A 26,271-nucleotide genomic window follows, 5' to 3' on the forward strand; every position below is an offset into this window, starting at 1 on the left:
GACCTTATATTTAGAGTATTTGAGTTTGATTATATATAATCAAATTTTATAATCAAACTTTTATTTGTATTTAAAAATACATCCATTAAATCTTTATTGAGATAATGGATGTATTTTTTATTGTGGTCTTTTAATAAAGATTGATAATTTATAATTAAGTTCGATCATTTAGCAGTTTTCCACAATCGGGCCAGATTGTTGAATAACAACTTTTATGGAATATTACCAAACGACGCTTTGCGAACTTAAAATATAAAGCATATAATTACATTTATTGTATTATCCATTATGCATGTAGAATTCTACAACTTGCAAAATTCAGTACATAAAAAGGGAGAATGTAACATGATTGTTAAAGTAGGATTTGATTATGAAGATGATATAGAGTATATGATTTGTCCTACAAAAGTAGGGAGAAATATTAATCGGTTACAAGAGGAATTTTGGGATTGGCTATTTGACAGAAAGAACCAACATCCTTATTGGTTTGAATATAGAGAAGATGGAAATATTACTTATGGTGTTTCTTACCGTACAGATGCTTTTATTTATTGGTTGAACAAGGTGAAATTTAATAAAGGCAAGAATGTCGCGAGGTTAATAGATGTTCCAAAGACACCACCTAAAAAAACAATTAGGTTTTAATGGTTATAAATCATGGAGTTTCATTTAAAATAATGTTCCCGAATGAAAGTTAGGAAAGGGACCGAAATCCAAGAAATGCGGTTAAACCAACATTTCTTGGATTTTTCTTTGAACATTGCTTATACAATTTTTAATGCAATAAACAGGGCTAGAATAGTACTTTTCAAGATTATGCAGAGTGTGTTATCTGAATAAAAACCTGTATATTTGGGTCTGTTGATGCGAATCTCAATTTCATTACAGCTTCCATACAGTAGAATAGTTAGAAAAGCATAGTCAAGGGGCTTTTTGTATATTATAATATATAAATTGGTTTGTTTATTATTATTTTATCCACTATAATATGAAAAAAATTAATTGACTTTATATTTTCTCATGATATTGCAAAGGGTGGCTTTAAATGAATTTAGAAACTGAGGATCCAAAACAAATTGTTTTACAAGTAGGAGCAGTACTAAAAAAACTTCGTAAAGAAAGGCGTTTAAGTCTTGAAGATTTATCAGAATTATCGGGTGTGAGTAAGCTTACGCTAGGAAATATAGAACGCGGAGAAACAAATCCAACAATAGGGATGTTATGGAAAATCTCAAAAAGCTTATCCATACCACTTATGGCATTATTCCCAACTGAAAAAAATGTGAATCTGTCTAGGGCTGGGGAAGGGCTTAGATTTAATGGTGACGGAAATGACTGGGTAATTGAGCCGATTTTTCAAAATAATACAAATAAAGATATGGAAATGTACCGTGCTTATTTACAGCCAAATAGCTTCTACCATCCGGAAAAACATCATCATAATACAACTGAACTTGCAACTATCATGTCCGGAACAATTACAATTAATGTTAATAATGAGTCATATATTTTGAATCAATATGATTCGATTAGTTTTTCTACAGATGGCACACATTCATATGCCAATCGTACTAACGATGTTGTAGTTATTCATATCATATTGAAATACGGAATCTAAATTTCTTTTCTCCTATCTTAACCTGATGCAAGGAATGCTTCAATCCACTTAATGGATTGGAGCATTTTTTTACTTTATTTAAAACAGCTCGCTATTTAAGAATAGACAAACCTAAATAAATATATTATAGTATTCATTACTTAAGTTAATTGTATATTATAATATACTAAATGTGATTGGTTATGAATATTATTTTTTCGTTTATTATTCATGTTTAAAGTAAATCATCATGAACAAACTACAATATATGAGTTTTTCAAAAATCTAGGAGGAAATAGGATGAGTTCAATGGACAAAGTAATTAAAAAAGAAAATAAAGGAGCCATTTCAACTGTTGGTAAATCTGCCGTTTGGCTAATGATTGTTGGTATTGTATTTATTGCTGCTAACTTACGGGCCCCTTTGACCTCAGTAGGACCAATAGTTGGTCTTATCAAGGATGATATGAATATTTCAAATACATTGGCAGGAATGGTTACCACGCTACCATTATTAGCTTTTGCGCTTTTTTCACCTATTGTACCTAAATTGGGACAAAAACTTGGGGTGGAACGAATTATTTTGGGTTCCATTGTCCTTCTGACTGTTGGTATTATTATACGTTCCCTTTCAGGGGTTGTAGCTTTATATATCGGTACGGCTGTTCTTGGTTTGGCTATCTCAGTCGGTAATGTATTGTTACCTGGCCTGATCAAACGTGAATTTCCTGAACGAATTGGCTTAATGACGGGTGTGTATTCCATTTCTATGAATTTATTTGGAGCAATAGCGTCGGGTGTAAGTGTTCCTATTGCTCTTGGAATGGGATTTGGCTGGAAAGGTGCATTAGGAATTTGGGGCGTTTTAAGCTTTATATCTATTTTATTCTGGTTACCACAAATGAAACATCGTAACGAGAAAAGGGATAGAGTTCACAATAAAACTGCTGATAGTCATGTGAATTTGTGGGGTTCGGCACTAGCCTGGCAAGTAACTTTGTTTATGGGACTGCAATCCATGATTTTTTATGTACTTGTTGCATGGCTGCCAGAAATTCTTAAGCAACAGGGATTGAATTCGAGTCAGTCTGGCTTGATGCTTTCTGTTATGCTGTTAGCTCTTCTTCCTTTTACTTTCATCGTCCCGGTCATTGCAGGACGCATGTCTGGTCAACGTTCGTTAGTGACTATTACATCGATTTTACTTTTAATCGGGACGTTCGGGTTACTATACGGTAGCTCTAAATTAATCGTGTTGTGGATCATCGCTCTAGGCATAGGAGGAGGCTTCGCATTTAGCCTATCCATGATGTTTTTTGGCTTGCGCACAAGGAATGCGCAACAGGCTGCGGAATTATCCGGTATGGCCCAATCAATTGGGTACCTACTTGCGGCTGTTGGTCCAACCCTATTTGGTTTTATTCATGATGCAACTAATAGCTGGACGATTCCACTTTTAATATTAGTTGGTGCATCGGTCCTACTCTTTGTGTGTGGTCTTGGTGCAGCCAGAGAGCGATATATAGGTCCAGCCAAATAATATAACATATAATTTTGGAATGAAAGGATGATAAATATGTTAAATAAAATTCTTGTCGCTATAGATGAATCCGATATGAATAGCAAAGTATTAGAGGCAACGTTGAGTATTGCCAATAACGAGAAATCTAATGTAACACTAGTGAATGTTAGTAAGGAAAATGTAACAACGGGTTTAACCTATGTCCCAGAGGATTATCTGGAGGATGTATTGAATGAATTGGAAAAGTCGAGTATAAGAATACTGGAAAAGGCCAAAAACAAACTAATATCTGCTGGGGGAATGTCCATAAAAACAATCCATCTTAAAGGAGACCCTTCCCATCAAATTTTAGAATATGCCAAAGAACATGAACAGGAACTTATTATCATTGGCAGTCGTGGACTTAGTGGAATGAAGGAATTAATGCTTGGTAGTGTCAGCCATAAAGTCGCGCAATTATCAAAATGTTCCGTCTTAATTGTACATTGATGAAACAATGATTAGATAATTTCTATCTAGGAGATCCTCTAGTTTCAAAATAGAATTGTTTTCGGGAGCAATTCCCTCATTAATGTACCTATTCGCAATATAAGGTTAGCCAGGTTAACACTGGCTGACCTTTTTTATAGTCGGGATAGAATGTAGCAGTATTGTCCGTTATTCTTTTACACTGGCTAACCTAGGGAACGGCAAACCATATCAAAACACATATGCTAAAAGCAGGGTTTTATTGAATAATAATCCTCCACAATCGGGCGCGTTTATGAAGTAACGCTGTAGAAAATGTTCAAAATTTTTTATAATAAGCAAACTAAAAAATGCTAAAGAAGCATCCGTTTTGATTAATCTTTTTTCAAAATGGATGCTTCTTATTAATCTTAGTGTAAGGAATAACGAGGTGTTTTTGTTCAAACTTTATTTTAAAGTTACATTTATTTTTCATTAAGAATTTTTTGTATGGCCGTTATATATCCTGCCTTATATACTTGAATGCCGTTTTCTTTTACTCTGCCATAATTATCGGTAGTCCATCCTTGGTGGTTCATAAATTCGTTTGATATAGCATTTCTCAGTGCATCTATTTCGGTATCTGTCAGATTATAAGATGGCTCGACTATAACGACATCCTTATTTTTGCTTAGATCGTTTATAGGACGCATATCAATCGTAAAGGTTGTTTGTTCTTTAAGCAGAGAGTTTTCTCTTTTGAGCTTTTTATTCTCTGCCATAAGCATACCAACCAATGCCTTTGTTGTTGGTTCGGAGATACTTGCTAAGATATCATCGTTTACGCTTGTTCTCGTAAACATGCATGTATTTATCTTCATCGTTATCAAGTCTTGGCTCTTTCCACCCTGCAAATCGTTTGTCCTGTGCAGAATACATATTACGTGGAAGTAAACCATATTTTAACAAAAGATAGCTTTCTCTGTCTGTTATATATTTACCAGTAGTAGGGTTCTTGAAATCCTGCGGGGCTTTTCCTTCGCTGGGATGATAGATTCGTACCACAGCAAGATTTGGGTCTTCATGGTCAGGGTAGACGTCCTGTACCCATAAATGAAATACTTCACTATGCCTAAGTCCACCGCCATGCATCAGTATAGTAATGGTAATATCACGCCAGTTATAACGGTCAACAAGGTCTAATTCATAGTTTTTTCTTGTATTCTTAAGCCCTTCCCATAGAAGCTTATGTATTTTATTTTCGGGGAAGGCTTTTGTATCTCCTTTTGATGAGTATGGTTTTCTTCTTCTAACAGCATTGCGAGCTAATTTTGCAGTTTCAGAGATTTCATGAACATCATTTAGATGCCCTAGAAATGAGTTCTGACTTTTGTTTATCTGTGCCATCCAGTTAAGTCGTTCTTCATATCTTGTGGCTTTTCTCCAAGGGTTTAATTGAACAGCTCCATATTCTTCATATAACCAATCGGATAACCCATTTAAAGCATGGTACGGTTGAAATTTCTTTTATTGTAAGACAAAAATAAGCAACTTTACTTTTTTGTCAGGATATAGTAATATAATGTCAATCAATTAGATAGCAATGATTAAATTATAAATTAATGAGAGGTGCTTTTGATGAGTGCGGTAGGTTCTAAATAGGAACAATTTAATGAAATAAATTTAATGACGACAGGGGATATGTGTCATAAAGCGACCCCTAATTTTGTCATGGATTTATTTCGATACCTATGAAGATACCTACAATACTTTATAAAGCGTGTAATTCACTGAATGTGCTTCATTTTGATGAGGTTCTTTTTCAAGATGCTTTTTACACATGCCTTGTAATGTAAAAGCTGTGGGATCCCCACAGCTTTTTTTGTTTTTTATTGAATATAAAGGTTCCATACTATTTGTTGAGGTGTCCCTACAAAGGGGAAGGCAGTCGCCGTAACCTTGGTGTAACTTCACATCGTGCATCACTCCAACATTTGATGTAGAGCCAATAAAAAATCATTGATATCTAATGAGTAGGTATCTTCATGAATGATATGGAAAATCATAGTGAGGAGAATTTAAAATGAATCATACTACTTTTGAGAAGTTACAATACAATGAATTGAAAGAAATCGTTAAATCATACTGTGTTAGTGGATTAGGTAAACAGATATTAGATAAATTAACGCCGAGCCCTAATTTGGCAGTTGTTAAAAATCGTTTGAATGAAACGACAGAGGCACGCGCAATTTTAGATACGGAAGGCCATGTCCCGTTTTTAGGGGTATCGAATATTGACAGCACCATAAAAAAACTTGAAAAGGGTATCATCTTAGACCCAAGTGAGTTGGTTAGCATTTCAGACTTTTTACGAGGCTGTAGAAAAATTAAAAAATTTATGCTAGAAAAGGATTTTATTGCGCCAGTACTTGCATCCTATGCCAACTCGATGTCTGAATTTAAAAGCATTGAAGAGGAAATTAATTTTGCTATTAAGGCAAATCGTGTTGATTCAGCCGCTAGTAGAGAATTAAAGCGTATCCGAAATCATATCGAAACAACAGAGGAGAAAATTAAAGACCGTTTAACTAAATTTTTAAATAGTAGTGCAAATAAAACATACATCCAGGAATTTTTTATAAGTAAAAAGGATGATCGCTACACAATTCCAATTAAAGCTTCCTATAAAAATCATGTGCAAGGGACAGTTGTAGAGATTTCATCTAAAGGTGCAACGGTCTTTATGGAACCAAGTGCAGTTTCTAAACTAAATGTGGAATTAGCTAGTCTAAAAGCAGAAGAGGCCGTAGAGGAATATCAGATTTTGGCGACATTATCTGGGCTTTTGATGGAATATATTCGTGAAATCAACATCAACATGGAGTTGATTAGCCAATATGATATGGTGTTTGCTAAAGCTAAGTTTAGCAAGCATATTGGAGGCGTAGAACCGAGCCTAAATGATTATGGCTATATTAAGCTAGTCAATTGTAAGCATCCGCTGTTAACAGGTGAGGCGGTGCCACTTCATTTTGAAATTGGTAAAGACTATCGCAGCTTAATCATTACAGGACCGAATGCTGGTGGTAAAACCGTTGTCCTAAAAACCATTGGCTTGTTAACATTGGCTACTATGTCAGGCTTCCATATTGTTGCAGATAAAGGTACTGAAATAGCTGTATTCGATCATATTTTTGTAGACATTGGTGATAATCAAAGTATTGAAAATGCACTTAGTACGTTCTCATCCCATATGAAAAATCTGTCAGATATTATGAGGGCATCCAATAATAATACTCTTTTGCTATTTGATGAAATAGGGAGCGGTACAGAACCAAATGAGGGAGCAGCACTGGCCATTTCTATTTTAGAGGAGTTCTATCATATGGGCTGTATGACAGTGGCCACTACTCACTATGGAGAAATTAAGCGTTTCTCTGAAATGCATAGTGATTTTATGAATGCGGCTATGCGTTTTAATAGTGAAACATTAGAACCTTTGTATAAATTAGTTATCGGAACATCGGGAGAAAGTAATGCCCTATGGATTTCTAAGAAAATGAATATACGTGAAACCGTATTACAAAGAGCGAAGGGCTATATTGACAATAAGGAATATCATCTAGAACGAGTAAATGACACTAAAATTAGGAAGCCTAAGATTGAGAATGAGAGAACAACAGTAACGTATGAATTTAAAAAGGGAGATCGTGTGAAGCTGTTAGATCATGATGACGTTGGAATCGTTTATCCAAGAAATTGCTAATTTCTATAATGCTGTCGTGTTCTCTGAGAGTGAATTCATAAAGGTAAATGTTAAACGACTGGCATTAGAGCTATCGGCAACAGAATTAGATATGATTTAGAGACATTGTTTGTGGACTATAAAGAACGAAAGCTACAGCATGATATAGAGCGTGGTTTGAAAAAAGCCCTTCGCAAGATACAGAAGGAAATGAAGAGAGATAAATCGAGCTAAAAGTCTAAAGGGATTGCACATAAATTTTAAAATGTGCAATCCCTTTTATTTATTGAACCGAATTTATTTGTGCTTTAATTGAATAATAAGTTTCTTCAATTTTTTGTTTATAGGGCAGATCGATTAAATCCTGAGAATCCATATAGGCCATTTTGGCGATTTCGTAAGCAGTTGTAAACTCACCGAAATGAGCATAGCAAAGTGCTTTATAGGAAAAGCATTCATTTAAGCCTAATATGTCAAATGGATGTAAGATGAAGGGGGGAACGTTTGTAAAATGTTCAAATGCTTCCTTAGCTTCTTCATATTGACCTAGCAAATATAAGGATTTCCCTTTTTCTGAATAGTAAAAATTTTTATCCAGTTTAATCGAACCCTCCTCATGCATAAGTGCACCATAACGTTCTATTTCCTCTAATGCCATCTGATAATCGTGAGTGTAACTGTTATAATAATGCGCACGTAATCCGAAAATAAAAGCGTCAACATCCACTTGTTCGGCAAAAATCCGATACTGCTCAAGCTTCTTCAGCATATGCTCTACTTGCTCGAAATCATGGTCAATCATGGCGCAAAACGCCCCAATACGATACATATCATCTATATAGGAGTAAAATTGATTTTTATGTGCATTAGTAATGGTTTCATTAATGAGCTGTTTACCTGCTTCAAGTTCGCCAATTGCTACCTGAAAAACGCTAATATAATAAGCCATTTTCACATCATCTCGCGAATCTAATTGGTAATTTTCCTGATCTGCCTCTTCCTTCGCCTGTAAAATACAAGAATAAGCCGTTTTGTATTTTCGTTCTCCCGATAATATGCCCACCTGTAGTATATAGGTTTCAAACCAATGACTTAGTAAATTAATTTCTTTAAACATAAAGCGTGCCTGTTGAAGAGGTAATTCCCAGGTCGTTAATCTCGCATGATGTTGTGCTGCTGCATAGATATACAGTAAACGACCTGCTTCATAACTAAGCGAAAGATCTTCTACATATGGCTTAATCATCTCTACGATTTGCTGCACATTATCTGTATTACCAAGTTTTAATTCCGCAAATAAAATTTCTACCTGCTCTAAAAGATGACGTATGGAAGAGGGGGTTACTTGTTCAAGCAATTCACTAGCTTTTACTCCTAAACGTTCCGCTATATAATCAAGACTTTCCATTGAAGGCTTGGCCTTATCATTTTCAATTTGACTTAACATGCCTTTTGTTAGACGATCACCGGCAAGTGCCTCTAATGTTAATTTTTGTTCCTTCCTTAATTTGCGAATTCGTGTGCCTAAAGAGTTCATTGCCTCGCCTCCTTTTATTAATATGCTCTTTGTTTAATTATATTAAACTTTTTCTTGCGTGGGAAGCGGAAGGTGTGTTATATTTTGTTTAATTAAATTAAACTTTTTAACATAATTAAAAATATGGAGGGATTTTAGATGAATGAAGAGCAAAAATATAAAAAGGCCTCGTATCATTTATGGACATTTACCGCTAGTAAAATGATCTCGTTGTTAGGGTCTCATGTATTGTCATTTGGGATAGGTTTATATATTTTGGCACTGACAGGGTCAGCGATGAGTTTTGCGACAACGATGATCTGTTCCATTTTGCCTCGTGCATTGGTCGCGCCTTTGGCAGGTTATGTAGCTGATAATTATTCAAAGAAACGCACTATTTTAGTAGCACAAGCAGGTACAATTTTAACCGTTGGTGGGTTATTACTTTATACAGAAATGGTCGGCTTGTCGGTGTATGCTATTTATATGGCAACAGTTTTTAATACAATATGCTCAGCTTTTTCTGGTGTAACATTTACTTCCTCAATTGCAACACTAGTAGATCCAGAACGCCTACAAAAAGCGATGTCATTTAATCAAATGTCAGTGTCCATTGCAGCGATTGGAGGACCAGTAATCGGTGGAATGATGTATGGATTTTTCTCCATGGAAGCATTTTTACTTGTACATATGTCGGCATATGTGATTGCATTCTGCTTAGAAGCCACAATGAATTTTACTCTCTATAGTACAAGAAATCAGGTTGCAGAAAAGGAAAAGGTGTGGGCTGGGCTTGCTAGTGGCTTTCGTTATATTAAGCAACAAAAAGTTGTGAAAACAATTATGTGGGTTTCGTTATGGATTAATTTGTTCTTCTCTGCCATCGTTGTAGGGGGGACTTACATTATTATTGAATTATTAAAAGTAAAATCAACGCATTTTGGTTTTATAGAGGCATCTGGTGCAGTTGGTATGCTTGTTGCTTCCCTCATTTTCGCAACACGGGCAGAGGTAAAGGCGCCACTACGTTTTTCTAAAATCAGCTTATTGCTGTTGGCTAGCAGTTTAGGGCTTGCAGTTGTTCCATTAGTAACGAATTTATCCTATTTAACGATGGTTATCTTTTATATTGTCATCTACTTTATTTTCGCTATTTTTGAGATGGGGATTAACATGCCAATTATGGTTTATTTGCAAAAGCTAATTTCGGAAGAATACCGTGGACGTGTATTGGGATTAATGGAAACAATGGCAATGTCAATGATGCCGATTGGTATGATCGTATACGGCATCTTGTATGATACATTCCCAGCAACGGTTATTTTACTTGTCACGAGTGCAATTATCGTGACGATATCACTAGTTATGCTACGAACATCTGTCTTAAAAGAAGCACATCCAGAGGTTTATAATCAAAAAATAGCCACTGAGAGTGTAGCAAATTAATGTCTAACTTTGAAGTTAAGGGTACTATCAGCGATTCCAGAGCTTTTATTAGCGAGATATCGGTTGCAACATTTATATAACGAAACCAGGCATTACTTCAGTGATGAAGTATGCCTGGTTTATTTTTTACTGATCGTCAATCACAATATAAGTTGCTTTAATGGGTCCATGCACACCAACAATAAGAATCATTTCGATATCTGCCGAATTACTTGGACCTGTGATAAAGTTGATGCAGGAGGCAATTTGTTCGCCATTTCTAACTTTTTCGCTAATCTTACGAGCTGCTTGTGTCATTCGTGGAACGATGGTGCTTTTAGGAATTAAAATAATAGAGTTCTCTGGTAAAAAGCTGACGGATCTACCTTTATCCTTGCTACTAAAAAGTACAGCAGTTCCTGATTCTGCTATTGTTATTTCACTAATCGTAATACCAATATTAGCTTTTTCAGCCTGTCGAATATTTTCCTCTGGCAGCTCTGAATCCCATTCGTACAGCTGAATATTCGCTTGTGGCCACTGCTCGGTCATTAATTTCCCAAGTCCATAGCCTTTAAAACGCTCGTCTTTCCATGTTATAACAGATTGACCACCATAATTTTCAACTACTTTTTGTAAATCTGCGGGAAGATTAGCTGTATTTGTAATGACAATATCCGTATGAATGTTTTTACATTGTTGAGCTAAAACCTCTACTAATTCATCTTTTGTTGCATCTTTTAGAACACGATCTTGTGGTTGATATTGCCATGTAGGGCGTGCAATTTCTGTTTTTGACGCACGCCCAAGCTGCTTCGCAATTTTTGATAAAAATGCATCTCTATTTTGAACAGTACCTCCCATTATTCTTCGCCTCCTTCTTGACGGTGTTTAAACCAGTCACGGAAATTATTTCTATTTGGTGCAGGAAAATCTCTTGCTTCCGTCCATGCTTTTAGTGGGCCTGGGCCTTTTGAAATTTTATTATCTTTTGTAAATGGGGACATTGCTGGCGAAGCCATTTTTGTCGCCATTTTATATAGGGTAGGGGAGGAAGCTCCTAAGCCAAATGCTTTCATTAATAGCTTTTCTGATACAGGAGCTTTTCCCTCATTTTCAACAATTACTTGGCGATGTCTATGAATAAGTTGATGTAACGGTATTTTTACAGGACAAGCATCTGTGCAGGCACCGCATAATGTGGAAGCATATGGTAGCTCCTTAAAATCTTCATAGCCCCCTAATAATGGTGAAAGAACGACACCGACTGGCCCAGAGTAGATTGAGCCATACGTATGGCCGCCAACATGACGATAAACTGGACAAGCGTTGACACATGCTGCACAGCGAATACATTGTAAAATAGATTGGAATTCACCACCTAAAATGTCTGAGCGCCCATTATCAATAATTACTAAATGGAATTCCTCTGGTCCATCTGTGTCACCGTCATCTTTGATCCCTGTTAATGTTGTAATATAGCTTGTTAGTTTTTGCCCAACCGCGCTTCTTGTTAATAAACTTACTAGCACTTCCATCTCTTCAAAAGTAGGAACAATTCTTTCCATCCCCATTACCGTAATTTGTGTTTTCGGCAAGGCTGTTACTAGATCCGCGTTTCCTTCGTTTGTAACGAGTGTAATCGAGCCGCTTTCTGCAATAGCGAAATTACAGCCCGTAATGCCAATATCTGCTGTTAAATATTCATTCCTTAATTTTTCCCGTACATAAAGAGCTAATTCCTCAGGTTTTTCGGTTTTATCATAGCCTTGTTTTTCTTTAAAAACGTCACGAATCTGTTCCTTATTTTTATGCAAAGCAGGAACAACGATATGAGATGGTGGCTCGTGATCATCTACTTGCAAAATGTATTCACCAAGATCTGTTTCAATGACTTCACACCCTAACTGTTCTAAAGCGTCATTTAAATTAATTTCCTCTGTAACCATGGATTTCGATTTTACAATTTTAGCAGCATTTTTCTGTTTAGCGATACTTTGAATATAGTCTGTCGCTTCTTCCGCTGTTTGCGCAAAGTAAACATGTCCACCTCTTTTAGAGACATTTTCACTCAGCTGATATAAGTAATAATCTAAGTTCGCAAGCACATGCTTTCGAATTTCTTCTCCGTGAGAGCGCCATTCCTCCCAATGTCCGAGCTCATCAGCTTGTTTTAGCCGACGTGTTTGAAAACGCTCCTGTGCGCTTGACACAGCTCCGCGCATAAAGGTATTTTCTAATTCTTTCGTTACTCGATGATTAAAGCGTTCATTACTTGTTTTCATGGCCATTTCTTTTACCCCCTCTTATTGGCAATTTAATACTTCCGCAATATGCATAACTTTAATAGGTTTTCCTTGTCGATTAATTCGACCACCAATATTGATTAAGCACCCAGCATCAGCACCGATTAGAATGTCAGCCCCTGTTTCTTCTACATTCTGTACTTTTTCATTGACCATTTCTCCTGAGATATTGCCCATTTTTACTGAAAACGTCCCGCCAAATCCACAGCATCGATCTTTCCCTGGGAGTTCTACATACTGCAAGCCTTTAACTTGATTTAATAATTTAAACGGTGCTTCAGTTACACCGAGCAGTCGTGTCATATGACAAGAAGTATGATAAGTAGCCTTGCCCTCTAAATGTGCACCTACATCCTCGACCTTTAATACATCTACAATAAATTCTGTAAATTCATATGTTTTATCTGCCAATGCTCTCGCTTTTGGCTCCCAAACAGGATCTCCCTTAAACACTTCTGGATATTCCTTAAACATATAAGCACAGGAACCAGAAGGGGAGACAACGTATTCGGCATGCTCAAATGCTGAAATCATTTTCTTCATAGCATTTTTAGATTCTTTTACATAGCCACTATTGTAGGCAGGTTGCCCACAGCAAATTTGATTTTCTGGAAAGTCAAGGTCACAGCCGAGTCTTTCCAGAACTTCGACAACAGCTTTTCCTACTTCACCTTGAAACATATCAACTAAACAAGTCGCAAATAGTGTTACTTTCATGATAATCGCTCCTTTTTACTTCATTTCCTCTCAAAACAACTAATCAACAGGTCATCTGATGACTTAGTGATAAATATATTACTTTTATAATACTACAACTTTTCAGATTAATAAAAGGCGTTAATTGTAAATTTTCAAAAATTTAAAAAGCTGCCTATTATGAAGAACTAGGCAGCTGCTGTTATTTCATGGATTCAGTTGTTTCAAAATATTGCATTAAAACTTTTTCAACATTACTTAAATGTGAAGCCATTGCATGTTTTGCTAGCTCTTCATTTTGCTGTTTAATCGCTAGGAAAATTTGCATATGTTCATCGTACAGCTTTTCGCTTGTTGTTTTTTTAGAGTACAACCAAATTCGGCGTGTTTCTTTCATTGTTTCGATCATTAAGCCAGAGACTTGGTCTAATATAGTTGCAAGTAGGGGATTTTGCGATGCTGAAGAAATAGCCGCGTGAAATTGAAAATCGACTTTTTCTCCTAGTTCTCCGTCTCCTTGTACCCGTTTCATCTCATCCAAAATTTGCATCATTGACTGTATGTCTTCTTCTGTTCTGTGAATGGCTGCGCTAGCCGCTGCGCCCACTTCGATAATTTTACGTACTTCTAACAAATGTGAGACATCTTGTTTATTTGTTAAAATGGCCGTTGATAAGGGGAAATCAAGCTGATTAGATTGGATACTTTTAACGAATGTACCTGAACCTTGTTTGATTTCAATGAGCCCCATTGCTTTTAAAGCAGAAAGAGCTTCTCGTATGGCGGATCTACTTACTTGTAATTGTTCAGCAAGTTGCTCTACTGAATCAAGTCGGTCTCCAGGCTTCAGTTCGCCAGCTCTAATTTTTTCATAAAGGATTTCGGTTACTTCCTCATATATTTTTTTCGGTTTAATTTTTCTTAATTCCAAGGACTACACCTCATTTATCTCTATCAATTACTCTACCGTTATTATTATACATGAAGAATAGTAATTTACTCACTGTATATAATGTAACTTTAATCAGTGGGGGTTTTTTGTCATCCCCACTGATTATTAGTCTTCACCAATCACACATGCTTAGAATTACATAACACGATATGTTGAATTTTGTTGACAGTTAATACAAGTGGGCACATAATGCAGAAGTACATTAACAAATACACGTTGGTGTAATGGCGCCTGAAAATTATATTGTGTATGATAGTATGATGGAATTTCACCTTTTCAACACCTTTCTGCCATGAAACGTTCACAAACAGGAAGGGCGCAATTTACAGTGATTTTTGGTACGATGGAAGCAGTAACTGTAAGGAGCGAATGAAAAATATGGAAACTGATATTAACGTATTTTTAGCTTTCGGTGCAGGGTTTTTAAGCTTTATTTCACCGTGTACCCTTCCGCTGTATCCAGCATTTTTATCGTACATAACAGGTATGACATTAGATGAGCTAAAATCGGAACGAGGCATGATGCAAAAGCGTGCTGTTTTCCACACACTATTCTTTTTACTAGGATTTTCAATTATCTTTATAATGATTGGACTAGGGGCATCATTAGCAGCAGAGTTCTTCCTAAATTATTCAACATTATTACGTCAGATTGGTGCCATTTTAATCGTTGTATTTGGTTTAATGATTGTGGGATTACTACAAATTGACTTCTTAATGAAGGATCGAAAATTCCAATTTAAAAACCGACCATCTGGTTATTTGGGATCAGTATTAATCGGAATAGCCTTTGCGGCAGGCTGGACACCGTGTACAGGTCCAATTTTAGCTTCGATTATTGCATTAGCAAGTGCAAATCCAAGCGCAGGCTTTAGCTATATGTTAGCTTATTATTTAGGCTTTGCGATTCCTTTCTTCGTGTTATCTTTCTTTATAGCACGTATGACTTGGATTCGTACGCACAGCCAAAAAATTGTGAAAATCGGCGGTTATATTATGATTGCCGTTGGGGTATTGTTATTCTTTGATGGATTAACGTATATAACACGCATATTAGAGCCTATTTTCGGTGGATTTACGGGCTTCTAATCTGCTAAACTAAAGAGGCATACCGTACTTTAACGTGGAGGGAGATGAACATGTGCCTACAGTTTTAGTAGTGGATGATACGCTATTTATGCGTGTTGCAATAAGTAATATGTTTACTGAATGGGGTTATGATGTAGTCGGCAAGGCAGCAAATGGTAAAGAAGCTGTAGCGATGTATCGTGAGTTACAACCAAATCTTGTAACGATGGATGTAACAATGCCCGTTATGACAGGTATCGCAGCAGTAAAAGAAATCATCCCTGAATTTCCAAATGCAAAAATAATTATGATTACGGCTTTAGGACAACAGAAGTTGATCGTGGAAGCGATTGAAAGTGGTGCGAAGGATTTTATCACAAAGCCTTTCGAGCCAGAAAGATTAAAAGCTGTAGTTGATCAATTGCTTGGACAAAATTGTTAATTAGACATTAGAGGAGGAATTTTTATGTTTAGCAGTATCCCTTCTCAATATTATGTTATAGGTTCAACTATAATGGCCATTTTTATGGGTAGCTTTGTCATGGTTTTACGAATGCGAGCATCCAAGAAACCAACAAATGAGAAGAAAATTATCATTCCACCTATTGCGATGTCTTCAGGTGCGTTAATGTTTTTATTTGAACAATTTCGAGTGCCACCCATGCAAATTTTAGAAGCGGTTGCAGTCGGTATGGTGTTCTCGACCATCTTAATTGCCACTTCTAAATTTGAAGTAAAAGGTCAAGATATTTATTTAAAACGTTCAAAAGCATTCGTTTTTATACTAATCGGACTGTTAGTGTTCCGTGTTGTTGCAAAAATGATATTAAGTAGCTCCATCGATGTTGGTGAATTAGCAGGAATGTTTTGGATTCTGGCGTTCGCCATGTTAGTCCCTTGGCGAATCGCAATGCTTATTCAATTTATAAAAATCAAAAAAACAATTCCGCTGAAGAATATTTAATGGAGAAACTACACTAGAGATTTTATCTAGTGTAGTTTTTTTTGAGCGTTGTTTGGTTGATGGATGATAGAGCGGTTCGAGTGACGGAAAGTAGTAACTGAGCGACGGAAAGAATCGTCCAAGCGACGGAATGAAAGGCAAAAGCGACGGAAGAAAGAGTCAAAGTGAAGGATAGAAAGCAGAACGACGGAAAGAATTGCTGAAGCGACGGAAAGAGTCGTTCGAGCGACGGAAGAAAGAGCCAAAGTGAAGGATAGAAAGCAGAACGACGGAAAGAATTGACTGAGCGACGGAAAGAGTCGTCCAAGCGACGGAATGAAAGGCAAAAGCGACGGAAGAAAGAGTCAAAGTGAAGGATAGAAAGCAGAACGACGGAAAGAATTGCTGAAGCGACGGAAAGAGTCGTCCAAGCGACGGAATGAAAGGCAAAAGCGACGGAAGAAAGAGTCAAAGTGAAGGATAGAAAGCAGAGTGACGGAAAGAATTAACTGAGCGACGGAATGAAAGACGAAAGCGACGGAAGAAAGAGTCAAAGTGAAGGATGGAAAGCAGAGCGACGGAAAGAATTGCTGAAGCGACGGAAAGAGTCGTCCAAGCGATGGAATGAAAGGCAAAAGCGACGGAAGAAAGAGTCAAAGTGAAGGATAGAAAGCAGAACGACGGAAAGAATTACTGAAGCGACGGAAAGAGTCCAAGACAAACCTTATTGAAAAAATACAATGATTAAACTTAACTTAGGAAGTAAAACGCTGCACAAAATCAGTGTGCAGCGTTTTTTCATTCAAACAAATGTTCATATGGAGCGATGTCAATTTGCATTTCATCTAATTTTTTGCGTAAAAACTTATGATCGCGCTTTGGCGTTGCTTGAATGTAGCCACGAATAATCAAATCGTGGTTAATAGAAGGTGCTTTTTCTTCTAAAGCAAGCTCCCCAATTTTTCCTGCAATTTTCTCCTTAGCTATTTGTCTAAATAGCTCAGGTACAGGGCTTACAAGTTCATATAAAAGCTCTTTTTCAGGTTGTCCCCATAAATGAATGGTTTTATCTAAATAATACTCTTGCCAATCTAAATCGGATTTACCGTCCTGCTTCGGTAATCGCTTTAAAAATTTGCGGAACATGAAAAATCCACCGATCGCCATAAACGAAATAAGTACAACTACCCAAAATAGGATAAACCATAAAAACCAACCACTTAACAAATCGTTCACCTCTTTGCCTTCTCTCACTCTATTATAAAAGCTTACATAAAAAAATTCATCCTAAATGTCCCTTTTTTAGTAATAAGTCAGTATATATTGTGTAAGAAAGGAGGTGACCTCCATGGCAAAAGTCAATTTCTTAGGTGCTACACTGCGCTTAAAGTATGTTGCTGGACACAATGCCCAAAACGAGCCCATGTTCACAACAAAAACGTACCGCAATTTAAACAGCTCGCATACGGCAGAGGATTTAGTAGAGGTAGCATATGCCATTGCAAGTCTATCTTCACACGCACTAGACAGCATTGTAAAACAAGAAACAACAGATTTATCCTAAGGAGGGAAAGCTATGACACAAGTTTTAGAGCTGCAATTTGAAACAGTGGCAGGGAAAACGGCAACATTTGCGATTGATGCACCGAAGCCAAAAGTAACAGCGGAAGAAATTCAAAAGGTAATGCAAACCATCATCGCTAAAAATGTTTTTGATGGACAAGCTGGCACTCTCATTGCGATGAGTGGGGCTCGCATTGTTGATCGACAAGTAACAGAATTTGATTTAAAGATCGAATAACCAAAAAAATGGTCTTTGCAGCATGTACTGCAAGGACCATTTTCAGCAATATTAGTCTTATTTATCTAGCAGTGAAGGAGGGGCCAACATGGAACAGTGGTTAAACATGATATCGGATATCGGTTTTCCTATCTTATTGTCGTTTTATTTACTGCACCGAGTAGAAGTGAAATTAGATGCAATTCATGATGCGCTTGTTTCCTTAAAGTGAAATCGATTTCACAAAGATGTACGAAAGCTGTCACTTGAGTGTCCTTGTCAATATTTACATCGTACGATAGGATGAGGATAGTGTAAGTAGGGAGCGTGTTAAAGATGAGAAATAAAATAATTGGACTTGTGCTACTTTTTGCATTAGCAGCTGTGCTTAGTGCGTGTGGAAATTCAAAGTTTAAAGCAGATTATAACTTGGAATTACCAGATTTTGACCATGTCAATCAACGCGGAGAAAAAGTTTCTTTAGAGAGTTTAAAAGGAAAACCATGGATTGGTATGTATATTTTCACGAATTGTACTTCAATTTGTCCACCAATGTCTTTTAATATGACGCAAGTTCAAGAAAAGCTGAAGAAAAAAGGTGTGGAAGATTATAATATTGTTGCGTTTTCAGTTGATCCTGACGTTGATAAACCAGAAGTATTAGCTGATTATTTGAAAAAATATAATGTTCCAGATCAATCAAAATGGAATCTACTTACTGGTTATTCACAAAAATATATCGAGCAGTTCGCTGTAAAATCAACAAAAATAATCGTCAGAAATGATCCTAATAGCGACCAAGTCGTCCATGGGAATCAATTTTTTTTAGTTGATAAAGATGGTGTAATCGTAAAAATGTATTCAGGATTTGCGGAGAATCCAGAGGATGTCCCTATTGACACAATTGCATCAGATATAGAAACATATATTGATGAAAATTTATAATGGATAGAAGGAAACCGTCTCTAATTAATGAAGAGACGGTTTTTTTTCGGTTGAAATTTAATCTTTTATAACTGTAGCCTCGTTTATAGTGTAGAAGGAGGGGAAGATTTTGTCTGATACAGAATATTTAGAGCAACTAATGGAACTACATACAGATATCTATTTCGAATCGCTTACTACTATACGAAAGATCTACAAATAGCTGAGGATATCGTTCAAGATGTGTTTATTAAATTTTATCATCATCAAAAGTATTATGAAGAAAGAGGAGAGATGAGGGCTTATTTAGCACGCATGACCATTAATAAATGTAAGGATTATTTAAAGAGCTGGGCATATCGGAAAATTTCAGTTCAACACAAGCTTTTCTCTAAGCAAAAATCCGTTATTAACGATAGGCTTATTCAATGGGATGAACAAACGATTTTAGATGAAGCTATTTTGAAATTACCGTTAAAGCAGCGAGAACCTATTGTGTGAGTAGAGATTACGAGGAATTTGAAGGCATTGACTGGTATCCAATAATTATTAAATAACAACGATGGACAGGATTATATACCACAAGGATATTACGTAAAAAATGAAGGTTCATACATCGATAAAAAGGAATCCAATATTTAATTCTTGAATATATTAATATAGACTGAAAATGATCGAAATCATAGGAGGCGTTTATGTATGAGCATTGGGGAGATTTATGTAAATGTTGTTCAAAAAAGGTTTAAAAGTGTGAAAGAGTTAGGCGATAAAACACTCTCGCAATTGGACGGTGAACAATTGCACTGGGCTTTTAATGAAGAATCCAATAGTATTGCCATTATAGTAAAGCATGTTAGCGGTAATATGATATCGAGATGGACAGACTTTTTAACGTCGGATGGTGAAAAAGCAACAAGAAATCGTGATGATGAATTTACGGATAGCCTTCAGACAAAAGAAGAAGTTATGGCAGTATGGGAAAAGGGCTGGGAAGTATTTTTAGATGCTTTACAAAAATTAACGGAAGCTGATTTACAAGGGTTTGTAACGATAAGGGGAGAACAGCATTCCGTGATAGATGCGATTGAAAGACAAATGGCCCATTATTCACAACATGTCGGTCAAATCGTTTACATCGCTAAGCAATTAAAGGGCGTTGAGTGGCAAACATTAAGTATTGCAAAGGGACAATCTCAGGCTTTCACAGAGTCTATGTTAAAAAAACATCAACAATAGAAATAGGGCAGCCGTCTCACTAGTGTGTGATGGCTTTTTTGTGTGCCGGGCAATTCCGTACCAGCTACTGACGAAGACATTTTGAATGCTGAATAAGTTGTGAATGTCAAATTTACGAGTATATTCAATTATTTTGGGGGTGCTTGTGCAGGATTTTCTATCTATTCATTTAAAAACGGAACTACATTGGGAAAAGCCACTGTAGTAGAGCTAACTCATCGGTTTAGAAAGGTGTAGAAGGTATGATTCCACAAGAATTGAAAGATGCTTATGTGGTTTCAGATGATGGCTCAGGTAATCCTGTTTTAATGAATAAAGAAGGAAAGATTTTTTTTTGCATGATTCATGGGAAGCAGAATTACTATACAACTCGCTTCAGGAAATGTTAATGAAGTATTTTCCGCAATCAGGAGATTATTACGTATAATCGGCGATAGAAATAATATTACATTGTAAAGGATAGAGTGGTAGGATGATGTATTACAGCTTAGTGGGGTTTTTTAAAATATGTAGTCAGTGGAGCCAGAAAAGATTTTGCGGATAAAATGTTTGATAAACCTAAAAAAGCTAAATAAACTTAGGAGATGATGAAATTGCGAATTTTTGGAATAAAACCTGAAGAATATACGCTAAGAAGAATATACCCAGTGTCATAGTTCTTTTTTATGTATTAGAAATGGAGTTTTTTTCATTTATTACTTTTTATCTTCGTCTGAGAAGGTATTGTGTTACAAGAAACTCAAAACGCAAGAAGCCTTGATATTTAAGCGTTTTGGTTTACTATTGGAATTGGATATTTAGAATAGTAAACGAATTAACGAGTATACAAGTCATTTATGAGAAAGGAAATATTAAATGTCCAGGATGAAATATGCTAAAAGAAATGCTAGGGATTATAGAGGAATTAGAAACTACAACCTAACAAATGCAGTATCTTTAATAAAAAAATTGAAGAAAGGTCACGAAAGGTGATTGATAAAGAGGCTTTTTTTCTAATCCAACTATAACTGAAAGATTAATAAAGATTGGGCAGAAGTATGAAGGCGATGACAAAATTGGACGAGTGAGGGAATATATACACAGGTTTGAAACAAAGCTACGAAAATTTGGGAATTGGTTAAGGTATAGGGATTATATTTTTCAATTTTTAAGAGAAGCAGTTATTACGATAATCAGAAAAGGTTATAAGAACGTTGTCGGTTAGTGAATTTTGGAGGTGAAAGGTATGAAAATTGCAATTGTTAGCCCGCAAGATTCTTTAAAACAGGCTATACCACTTTTTAATGAATATAAAATTAATTATGTGTCTCTGTTATATGATGAACACCATTCTATCATTCCAATGATAAAAGAGTATGAAGATCAGGTCGATGGATTTTTATTTACTGGAGTGGCCCCTTACCAGATTGCTATAAATTCTATAGATTTATCAGTTCCAGTTGAGTATGTACAACATGATATAACAACCCTTTATCGTACACTTTTTAACATTCGTTATGTCCATAATCTAAATATCAGCCAATTCAGTATAGACGTATTTAAAACTTCAGAGATTAAAGAGGTTTTTGAGGAATTAGAGTTGCCTTTTGAAAACATTTATATGGGTGAATTTAATCCTCTTAATTCAGATGAAGTAACGCATTATCATATGGACTTATTTCAACAAGGAAAAGTTAATTTTTGTATTACTAGTTTTTTGACTACTTACAAAAAATTAAAAATGGAAGGAATACCTTGTTTTAGAGTTGTTCCAAGCAAATTTGCACTTCGGAAAACATTAGAATTATTAATACTCGAAATCACTAGTTTAAAAAAACAAGAAGCTCAAATTAGTGTAGGTATTTTCAATGTAGATAACATACAGTCTATTATGAACAACTACTCAGAATATGAAGTACAAAGTTTGAAGTTAAAACTTTATGATCTCATTCTAAAATATGGAGCAGCATCACAATCTTCTGTAGTTTTTTCAGGAGGGGACGAATTTATTATTTATAGTACTACAGGGAGAATTTCAAAAGGTTTAAATGATGATCAATCAAATTTTTTACTTGAACAAATACGTAAAACGATACCAATGTCAGTTAGTTATGGTATTGGAGAAGGTCTAACAGCAAATGAAGCAACAAATAACGCTCGTATTGCTGTTAGGAGAGCAAAAGATGAGGGAGGGAACTGTGCTTTTATTCGTAAAATCAATGGTACCTTTATGGGACCACTACAAGAGCCAAATGAAATAGAATATATATCAGGATATAACGAGGAAATAGAATTGATTGGTAAAAAAGTAGGAATAAGTCCAGCCACACTCTCTAAAATTCAAGTGATAAATAAAAAAATTGGAAAAGAAATAATCTCTGCAAATGAGCTGTCCGAGTATTATGGTTGTTCATTAAGAAGTGCACGTAGATTACTTTCAGTATTAGAAAAGTATGATTATGCTACAATTACTAGCTTTGATCAACCCTTTTCAACAGGAAGACCGAGACGCTATTATAAGTTGAATTTTTAAATATAAATTTTTAGCTGTCGAAAAAACTTCGACAGCTATTTTTATTTTCTCAGTGCAACAAGAGATCTTAAGAGTACTAGCTATAGAGTTAAAATATTTAGAATTTTTAGAAAAATATAAATTTATAGTATAATCCAATATTCTTTTGTGATAGAATCCAATAAAGGACATGACATAAATAGGTCACAAACTAGGGGGATATTTTTGAAATTTGATCTTGTATTGAAAAATGGTACTTTGGTTGATTCAGGAAATGAGGTTAACGGCAATTTTGATGTAGGGATTAAAGAAGGAAAGATTGTGATGGTTGAAAAAGAGATTGAAAAGGGAGATAAAGTCATTGATGTTCAAGGGAAAGTAATTATCCCTGGTGTGATTGACATGCATACCCATGTAACTCGATATTTAGGCGGAGCTGTTGGCTATAAAATGATTGCAGAAACTGGTGTAACAACCACGATAGATTTCGCGGGACCAGTTCAAGATGTTTTAGATGATCTTAATACATGGGGTTCAGGATTGAATGTAGGCTCCATAGAGGCAATAATTCCTGGTCGTGGAAAGATAAACAGTCAGAATCCGTCGTCTTTTGAAATAGAAGGGTTTTTATCTTCAGCTCTAGAAAACGGATCATTAGGCTTGAAGTTGTTTGGAGGACATGCTCCTCTAACACCAGAGGCAACCGAAGAAGGAATGAGAATTGCGAATAAGCTTCAAGCGATGGTAGCATTTCACGCTGGAACCACAATGACTGCAAGTGATATGAGTGGAATGCGCGAGGCCATAGAACTCGCACGCGGTAAAAAATTACTTTTAGCACATATTAATGCGTATTGTCGTGGGCGAGAATCACACCCATTAGATGAATTGAAGGAAGCATTGACTTTATTGCGTGAAAATCGCAATGTATATGCCGATTCCCATTTAGCAGTAATGAATGGAACGAAAGGAAACTGTAAGGATGGTACCCCAGAAGATTATGTGACTCGGGTATGTCTTGAACGATACAGTTATCCATTGACGGAAAAAGGATTGGAACAAGCAATACTGGACGGTACGGTCAGCGTGATAAAAAATGGACCAACAACTAATGAGTTACTTTCGAGTAACGAAGCTCTTCTATATTGGAAAGAAAAAGAGACAAATGCATTCATCAGCTTCCCGGTAAATCTACCAACAACTGCAGTCGCTTGTGCTGTAGAAAGAGTCAAACCTGGCGGGGATTTTATTATTGGGCTAACCTCTACCGATGGAGGAGGGATTCCGCGCAACAATCTTGTCAAACGTGTCCTTTCTCTTTATCAATTGGGTTATTTATCGATAGAAGACGTAGTGACAAAAATTTCTCTGAATCCTGCCAAAATGTTTGGATTAGTAAGTAAAGGACATCTAGGAGTCGGGGCAGATGCAGATATAACAGTTCTTGATATCGATAAATCAGAAGCAGTTATGAGTTTTGTAAGAGGTAATATGAATATGAGAGACGGTATCGTTTTAGGAAGGGGTGGCCAACTTTTAACTACAGAGGCGGGGATAAAAACAGCACAGAAATCTCAATTAGACTACCAAATTGTTAATCTTGAGAAAAGTTTACTATATCAGAACTAAACCTAAGATTATTGAAAAAAGGATATTACGTATTATTAGGTGGTATAAAACCTATAAAAAAGTATTTTCAAAGAGTAGGGAGGAGAGAGAACACACAATTAATAATATGGCCCAAATGTTCTCATCTAGAACATTTGGTTTAGTTAGAAATTATTATCATTTTGTAACACTATGTTTTTGTTTTTAATATATGAAGGAGGATGACATGAGTTGAAATGGATAAAATTATTAGCGATACTTCCTTTCATCGGTTTTATAAGTGGGGCACTTTTTGCTAACAAGGTTACACCATTTGTTTTAGGGTTGCCGTTCTTTGCATTTTGGTGTTCACTTTGGGTTATTCTTACATCAGTTATTATGGCAATCGTTTACCGTTTTGATCCTGATAATAAAGAAGGTGATATGAGATGAATGTAGCACTTATTGTTATTATTGGCTCTATCATCTTGTCGTTTTATCTCGTGATAAAAGCAAAAAAGGGAAAAGATATGGATCTTGAACAATGGACAGTAGGAGGAAGGGGATTTGGGGCCATTTTTATGTTCCTACTGATAGCAGGTGAAGCCTTTACAATTACTACATTCCTTGGTTCAAGTGGCCAATCATATAGTAACGGTGGTGCTGCACTTTTTATTATGTGCTACGGTACCCTAGCCTATGTAATCTCCTATTTCATTTTGCCAAAGATTTGGCAGAATGCTAAGCAAAACAAACTTGTATCCCAGTCAGATTTTTTTGTTACTAAATATAATAGTCCTTACTTAGGAGTATTAGTCGCTATTATTGGTGTGATTGCAATGATCCCTTATTTCATTATTCAATTGAATGGGTTAGGAATCATCGTTTCACAAGCTTCATATGGTACGATTTCGCCAAATATAGCAATTTGTATCGGAGCGATTGTCATAACCGTTTATGTTCTAATTTCAGGTATTCATGGATCAGCATGGACAGCTGTTGTAAAAGATTTTTTACTGTTATTTATTGTGGTGTTTCTAGGAATCTATCTTCCGATTCATTATTATGGTGGAATTGGTGAAATGTTTGAAGCTATTCAAGAGGCTAGACCGGGTTTTCTTGCCCTACCTGAAAGTGGACAAAATCCATCATGGTTTTTAACAACCGTGTTAATCTCGTCTCTTGGTTTCTATATGTGGCCACATCTTTTTAGTGCAACTTATTCTGCTCAAAATGCAAAGGTTTTCAGAAAAAATGCCATATTGATGCCCCTTTATCAGTTGGTATTGTTATTTATCTTTTTCATTGGGTCTAGTGCGATTTTGATAATTCCAGGCCTTCAAGGAAAGGAAGTTGATCTCATCCTGCTCAAATTATCTGCACAAACGTTTGATCCATGGTTTGTGGGGTTAGTTGGGGCAGGTGGCATCTTTGCAGCTCTAGTTCCTGGATCAATGCTTTTAATGAACGCATCCACAATGCTAGCAAAAAATGTTTACAAAGTATTGAAACCTGAGACATCAGAGGAACAAATATCGAAAATAGCAAAATATTTGGTTCCCGTTATTGCAGGAGTATCACTTTATCTATCGATTTATGGCGGGAAAACCATTGTAGCCTTACTAGTAATGGGATATAGCCTTGTAACTCAATTATTCCCAGCGTTATTATTCAGTTTGTCAAAAAATAACTTTGTTACAAAACAGGGGGCTTTTGCTGGAATTTCTATCGGAGTATTAACGGTCGCATATATTTCGCTTACAAATACAACTATAGGTATGCTCTTTCCATTTCTACCACAGGTAATCAAAGATTTCAATGTTGGAATTATTGCGCTGGGGATTAATGTTTTAGTACTCGTGGTTGTCAGCCTTGTTACTCGTGGCAACTATGTTCAGAGTAAAGTAACAGAAGAAACGGAAGGAAGTTAAGTCCGTTTATGATAAGCAATAAAATACAGTCTAAATATATGAAGTTTTGTAAATTCTCGATTTAACAGGAAAATATGTAGATGGTTCATGAGATTTATGAACTAAC

At 36.0% G+C, this 26,271-nt stretch carries 27 protein-coding genes and 1 pseudogene; 20 read left to right on the top strand and 8 right to left on the bottom strand.

Features of this window, described 5'->3' with window-relative positions; genetic code table 11:
• Positions 1-345: 345 nt before the first annotated feature.
• The 4 genes from FJQ98_RS09845 to FJQ98_RS09860 all read left to right on the top strand — a co-directional run bounded on the left by FJQ98_RS09845 (position 346) and on the right by FJQ98_RS09860 (position 3,607).
• The gene (locus FJQ98_RS09845) at positions 346-645 is read left to right on the top strand and encodes a hypothetical protein (protein WP_053592900.1); all 300 of its coding nucleotides are present in this window, start codon (positions 346-348) and stop codon (positions 643-645) included.
• Between the two features lie 400 nt (positions 646-1,045).
• Complete coding sequence (locus FJQ98_RS09850; RefSeq protein WP_053592901.1) at positions 1,046-1,618, top strand: helix-turn-helix domain-containing protein; 573 nt, start codon at positions 1,046-1,048, stop codon at positions 1,616-1,618.
• 279 nt (positions 1,619-1,897) lie between these two features.
• Complete coding sequence (locus tag FJQ98_RS09855) at positions 1,898-3,136, top strand: CynX/NimT family MFS transporter (RefSeq protein ID WP_053592902.1); 1,239 nt, start codon at positions 1,898-1,900, stop codon at positions 3,134-3,136.
• A 36-nt stretch (positions 3,137-3,172) separates the two neighbouring features.
• Positions 3,173-3,607 (top strand): universal stress protein, encoded by a 435-nt coding sequence (locus FJQ98_RS09860; protein WP_053592903.1) that lies wholly within the window; start codon positions 3,173-3,175, stop codon positions 3,605-3,607.
• Between the two features lie 443 nt (positions 3,608-4,050).
• Here FJQ98_RS09860 and gmtX read toward each other — a convergent pair whose 3' ends face one another.
• Positions 4,051-4,446, bottom strand: coding sequence for a gamma-mobile-trio protein GmtX (gene gmtX, locus FJQ98_RS09865; protein ID WP_343069270.1), 396 nt, complete (start codon positions 4,444-4,446; stop codon positions 4,051-4,053).
• Positions 4,400-4,972 carry a hypothetical protein gene (locus FJQ98_RS09870; protein WP_241774481.1) on the bottom strand — a complete coding sequence of 191 codons (573 nt, stop codon included), beginning with the start codon at positions 4,970-4,972 and terminating at the stop codon, positions 4,400-4,402. Before FJQ98_RS09870 ends, gmtX begins: the two co-directional genes overlap by 47 nt.
• Positions 4,973-5,648: 676 nt before the next feature.
• On the opposite strand from FJQ98_RS09870, the pseudogene FJQ98_RS09875 reads away from it, so the two are divergent.
• A pseudogene (locus tag FJQ98_RS09875) lies at positions 5,649-7,544 on the top strand (endonuclease MutS2).
• 49 nt (positions 7,545-7,593) lie between these two features.
• Here FJQ98_RS09875 and FJQ98_RS09880 read toward each other — a convergent pair.
• Positions 7,594-8,847, bottom strand: coding sequence for a helix-turn-helix domain-containing protein (locus FJQ98_RS09880; protein WP_053592905.1), 1,254 nt, complete (start codon positions 8,845-8,847; stop codon positions 7,594-7,596).
• A 138-nt stretch (positions 8,848-8,985) separates the two neighbouring features.
• Here FJQ98_RS09880 and FJQ98_RS09885 point away from each other — a divergent pair, with 138 nt between their 5' ends.
• Positions 8,986-10,272 carry an MFS transporter gene (locus FJQ98_RS09885; protein ID WP_053592906.1) on the top strand — a complete coding sequence of 429 codons (1,287 nt, stop codon included), beginning with the start codon at positions 8,986-8,988 and terminating at the stop codon, positions 10,270-10,272.
• Positions 10,273-10,398: 126 nt separating this feature from the next.
• Here the strand turns inward: FJQ98_RS09885 and FJQ98_RS09890 are convergent, their stop codons facing one another.
• The 4 genes from FJQ98_RS09890 to FJQ98_RS09905 form a co-directional block, all read right to left on the bottom strand.
• On the bottom strand, positions 10,399-11,115 hold the full coding sequence (locus tag FJQ98_RS09890) for a LutC/YkgG family protein (RefSeq protein ID WP_053592907.1): 717 nt from the start codon (positions 11,113-11,115) through the stop codon (positions 10,399-10,401).
• Positions 11,115-12,542 carry a LutB/LldF family L-lactate oxidation iron-sulfur protein gene (locus FJQ98_RS09895; protein WP_053592908.1) on the bottom strand — a complete coding sequence of 476 codons (1,428 nt, stop codon included), beginning with the start codon at positions 12,540-12,542 and terminating at the stop codon, positions 11,115-11,117. Before FJQ98_RS09895 ends, FJQ98_RS09890 begins: the two co-directional genes overlap by 1 nt.
• A 15-nt stretch (positions 12,543-12,557) precedes the next feature.
• On the bottom strand, positions 12,558-13,274 hold the full coding sequence (locus tag FJQ98_RS09900; RefSeq protein WP_053592909.1) for a (Fe-S)-binding protein: 717 nt from the start codon (positions 13,272-13,274) through the stop codon (positions 12,558-12,560).
• A gap of 181 nt (positions 13,275-13,455) precedes the next feature.
• Positions 13,456-14,184, bottom strand: coding sequence for a FadR/GntR family transcriptional regulator (locus FJQ98_RS09905; protein WP_053592910.1), 729 nt, complete (start codon positions 14,182-14,184; stop codon positions 13,456-13,458).
• A 399-nt stretch (positions 14,185-14,583) separates the two neighbouring features.
• Between FJQ98_RS09905 and FJQ98_RS09910 the strand changes: the two genes are divergently transcribed.
• Genes FJQ98_RS09910 through FJQ98_RS09920 form a run of 3 tightly spaced genes read left to right on the top strand, consistent with a single transcriptional unit; the run spans position 14,584 to position 16,237 of the window.
• Complete coding sequence (locus tag FJQ98_RS09910; protein ID WP_053592911.1) at positions 14,584-15,294, top strand: cytochrome c biogenesis CcdA family protein; 711 nt, start codon at positions 14,584-14,586, stop codon at positions 15,292-15,294.
• A gap of 34 nt (positions 15,295-15,328) precedes the next feature.
• Complete coding sequence (locus FJQ98_RS09915) at positions 15,329-15,715, top strand: response regulator (RefSeq protein ID WP_053592912.1); 387 nt, start codon at positions 15,329-15,331, stop codon at positions 15,713-15,715.
• Positions 15,716-15,739: 24 nt separating this feature from the next.
• Positions 15,740-16,237 carry a CcdC family protein gene (locus FJQ98_RS09920; protein WP_053592913.1) on the top strand — a complete coding sequence of 166 codons (498 nt, stop codon included), beginning with the start codon at positions 15,740-15,742 and terminating at the stop codon, positions 16,235-16,237.
• Positions 16,238-17,014: 777 nt separating this feature from the next.
• On the opposite strand, the gene FJQ98_RS09925 is transcribed toward FJQ98_RS09920, so the two are convergent.
• Positions 17,015-17,443 (bottom strand): DUF2621 domain-containing protein, encoded by a 429-nt coding sequence (locus tag FJQ98_RS09925; protein WP_053592914.1) that lies wholly within the window; start codon positions 17,441-17,443, stop codon positions 17,015-17,017.
• 121 nt (positions 17,444-17,564) lie between these two features.
• Between FJQ98_RS09925 and FJQ98_RS09930 the strand changes: the two genes are divergently transcribed.
• The 11 genes from FJQ98_RS09930 to FJQ98_RS09980 all read left to right on the top strand — a co-directional run bounded on the left by FJQ98_RS09930 (position 17,565) and on the right by FJQ98_RS09980 (position 26,165).
• Positions 17,565-17,780: a DUF1659 domain-containing protein gene (locus FJQ98_RS09930; protein ID WP_053592915.1), complete on the top strand. Its 216-nt coding sequence runs from the start codon at positions 17,565-17,567 to the stop codon at positions 17,778-17,780.
• A 12-nt stretch (positions 17,781-17,792) separates the two neighbouring features.
• On the top strand, positions 17,793-18,017 hold the full coding sequence (locus FJQ98_RS09935; protein ID WP_053592916.1) for a DUF2922 domain-containing protein: 225 nt from the start codon (positions 17,793-17,795) through the stop codon (positions 18,015-18,017).
• 88 nt (positions 18,018-18,105) lie between these two features.
• Positions 18,106-18,228, top strand: a complete 123-nt coding sequence (locus FJQ98_RS09940) for a YvrJ family protein (RefSeq protein WP_075807158.1) — start codon at positions 18,106-18,108, stop codon at positions 18,226-18,228.
• Positions 18,229-18,332: 104 nt separating this feature from the next.
• Positions 18,333-18,941, top strand: coding sequence for an SCO family protein (locus FJQ98_RS09945; RefSeq protein ID WP_053592917.1), 609 nt, complete (start codon positions 18,333-18,335; stop codon positions 18,939-18,941).
• A gap of 210 nt (positions 18,942-19,151) precedes the next feature.
• Positions 19,152-19,421: a sigma factor gene (locus FJQ98_RS09950; protein ID WP_241774493.1), complete on the top strand. Its 270-nt coding sequence runs from the start codon at positions 19,152-19,154 to the stop codon at positions 19,419-19,421.
• A 198-nt stretch (positions 19,422-19,619) separates the two neighbouring features.
• Complete coding sequence (locus FJQ98_RS09955; RefSeq protein WP_053592918.1) at positions 19,620-20,156, top strand: DUF1572 family protein; 537 nt, start codon at positions 19,620-19,622, stop codon at positions 20,154-20,156.
• A 242-nt stretch (positions 20,157-20,398) separates the two neighbouring features.
• Entirely contained in the window at positions 20,399-20,545 is a 147-nt protein-coding gene (locus FJQ98_RS26745) for a hypothetical protein (RefSeq protein ID WP_241774482.1), read from the top strand.
• A gap of 836 nt (positions 20,546-21,381) precedes the next feature.
• A complete protein-coding gene (locus FJQ98_RS09965) occupies positions 21,382-22,668 on the top strand; it encodes a GTP cyclohydrolase IIa (RefSeq protein ID WP_053592919.1) in 1,287 nt (428 codons plus the stop codon).
• Between the two features lie 204 nt (positions 22,669-22,872).
• Complete coding sequence (locus FJQ98_RS09970; RefSeq protein WP_053592920.1) at positions 22,873-24,276, top strand: dihydroorotase; 1,404 nt, start codon at positions 22,873-22,875, stop codon at positions 24,274-24,276.
• A gap of 210 nt (positions 24,277-24,486) precedes the next feature.
• A complete protein-coding gene (locus FJQ98_RS09975) occupies positions 24,487-24,687 on the top strand; it encodes a DUF3311 domain-containing protein (protein ID WP_053592921.1) in 201 nt (66 codons plus the stop codon).
• Positions 24,684-26,165 (top strand): sodium:solute symporter family protein, encoded by a 1,482-nt coding sequence (locus FJQ98_RS09980; protein WP_053592922.1) that lies wholly within the window; start codon positions 24,684-24,686, stop codon positions 26,163-26,165. Before FJQ98_RS09975 ends, FJQ98_RS09980 begins: the two co-directional genes overlap by 4 nt.
• Positions 26,166-26,271 lie beyond the last annotated feature (106 nt).

It is taken from the genome of Lysinibacillus agricola (assembly GCF_016638705.1).
Classification (GTDB): Bacteria; Bacillota; Bacilli; order Bacillales_A; family Planococcaceae; genus Lysinibacillus; species Lysinibacillus agricola.

What these genes read in the sequence shown, in the direction of transcription:
- FJQ98_RS09845 (WP_053592900.1), top strand. Translation starts at nt 346, where the DNA reads ATGATTGTTAAAGTAGGATTTGATTATGAAGATGATATAGAGTATATG.
- FJQ98_RS09850 (WP_053592901.1), top strand. Translation starts at nt 1,046, where the DNA reads ATGAATTTAGAAACTGAGGATCCAAAACAAATTGTTTTACAAGTAGGA.
- FJQ98_RS09855 (WP_053592902.1), top strand. Translation starts at nt 1,898, where the DNA reads ATGAGTTCAATGGACAAAGTAATTAAAAAAGAAAATAAAGGAGCCATT.
- FJQ98_RS09860 (WP_053592903.1), top strand. Translation starts at nt 3,173, where the DNA reads ATGTTAAATAAAATTCTTGTCGCTATAGATGAATCCGATATGAATAGC.
- gmtX (WP_343069270.1), bottom strand. Translation starts at nt 4,446, where the DNA reads ATGAAGATAAATACATGCATGTTTACGAGAACAAGCGTAAACGATGAT.
- FJQ98_RS09870 (WP_241774481.1), bottom strand. Translation starts at nt 4,972, where the DNA reads ATGGCACAGATAAACAAAAGTCAGAACTCATTTCTAGGGCATCTAAAT.
- FJQ98_RS09880 (WP_053592905.1), bottom strand. Translation starts at nt 8,847, where the DNA reads ATGAACTCTTTAGGCACACGAATTCGCAAATTAAGGAAGGAACAAAAA.
- FJQ98_RS09885 (WP_053592906.1), top strand. Translation starts at nt 8,986, where the DNA reads ATGAATGAAGAGCAAAAATATAAAAAGGCCTCGTATCATTTATGGACA.
- FJQ98_RS09890 (WP_053592907.1), bottom strand. Translation starts at nt 11,115, where the DNA reads ATGGGAGGTACTGTTCAAAATAGAGATGCATTTTTATCAAAAATTGCG.
- FJQ98_RS09895 (WP_053592908.1), bottom strand. Translation starts at nt 12,542, where the DNA reads ATGGCCATGAAAACAAGTAATGAACGCTTTAATCATCGAGTAACGAAA.
- FJQ98_RS09900 (WP_053592909.1), bottom strand. Translation starts at nt 13,274, where the DNA reads ATGAAAGTAACACTATTTGCGACTTGTTTAGTTGATATGTTTCAAGGT.
- FJQ98_RS09910 (WP_053592911.1), top strand. Translation starts at nt 14,584, where the DNA reads ATGGAAACTGATATTAACGTATTTTTAGCTTTCGGTGCAGGGTTTTTA.
- FJQ98_RS09920 (WP_053592913.1), top strand. Translation starts at nt 15,740, where the DNA reads ATGTTTAGCAGTATCCCTTCTCAATATTATGTTATAGGTTCAACTATA.
- FJQ98_RS09930 (WP_053592915.1), top strand. Translation starts at nt 17,565, where the DNA reads ATGGCAAAAGTCAATTTCTTAGGTGCTACACTGCGCTTAAAGTATGTT.
- FJQ98_RS09935 (WP_053592916.1), top strand. Translation starts at nt 17,793, where the DNA reads ATGACACAAGTTTTAGAGCTGCAATTTGAAACAGTGGCAGGGAAAACG.
- FJQ98_RS09940 (WP_075807158.1), top strand. Translation starts at nt 18,106, where the DNA reads ATGGAACAGTGGTTAAACATGATATCGGATATCGGTTTTCCTATCTTA.
- FJQ98_RS09945 (WP_053592917.1), top strand. Translation starts at nt 18,333, where the DNA reads ATGAGAAATAAAATAATTGGACTTGTGCTACTTTTTGCATTAGCAGCT.
- FJQ98_RS09955 (WP_053592918.1), top strand. Translation starts at nt 19,620, where the DNA reads ATGAGCATTGGGGAGATTTATGTAAATGTTGTTCAAAAAAGGTTTAAA.
- FJQ98_RS26745 (WP_241774482.1), top strand. Translation starts at nt 20,399, where the DNA reads ATGATTCCACAAGAATTGAAAGATGCTTATGTGGTTTCAGATGATGGC.
- FJQ98_RS09965 (WP_053592919.1), top strand. Translation starts at nt 21,382, where the DNA reads ATGAAAATTGCAATTGTTAGCCCGCAAGATTCTTTAAAACAGGCTATA.
- FJQ98_RS09980 (WP_053592922.1), top strand. Translation starts at nt 24,684, where the DNA reads ATGAATGTAGCACTTATTGTTATTATTGGCTCTATCATCTTGTCGTTT.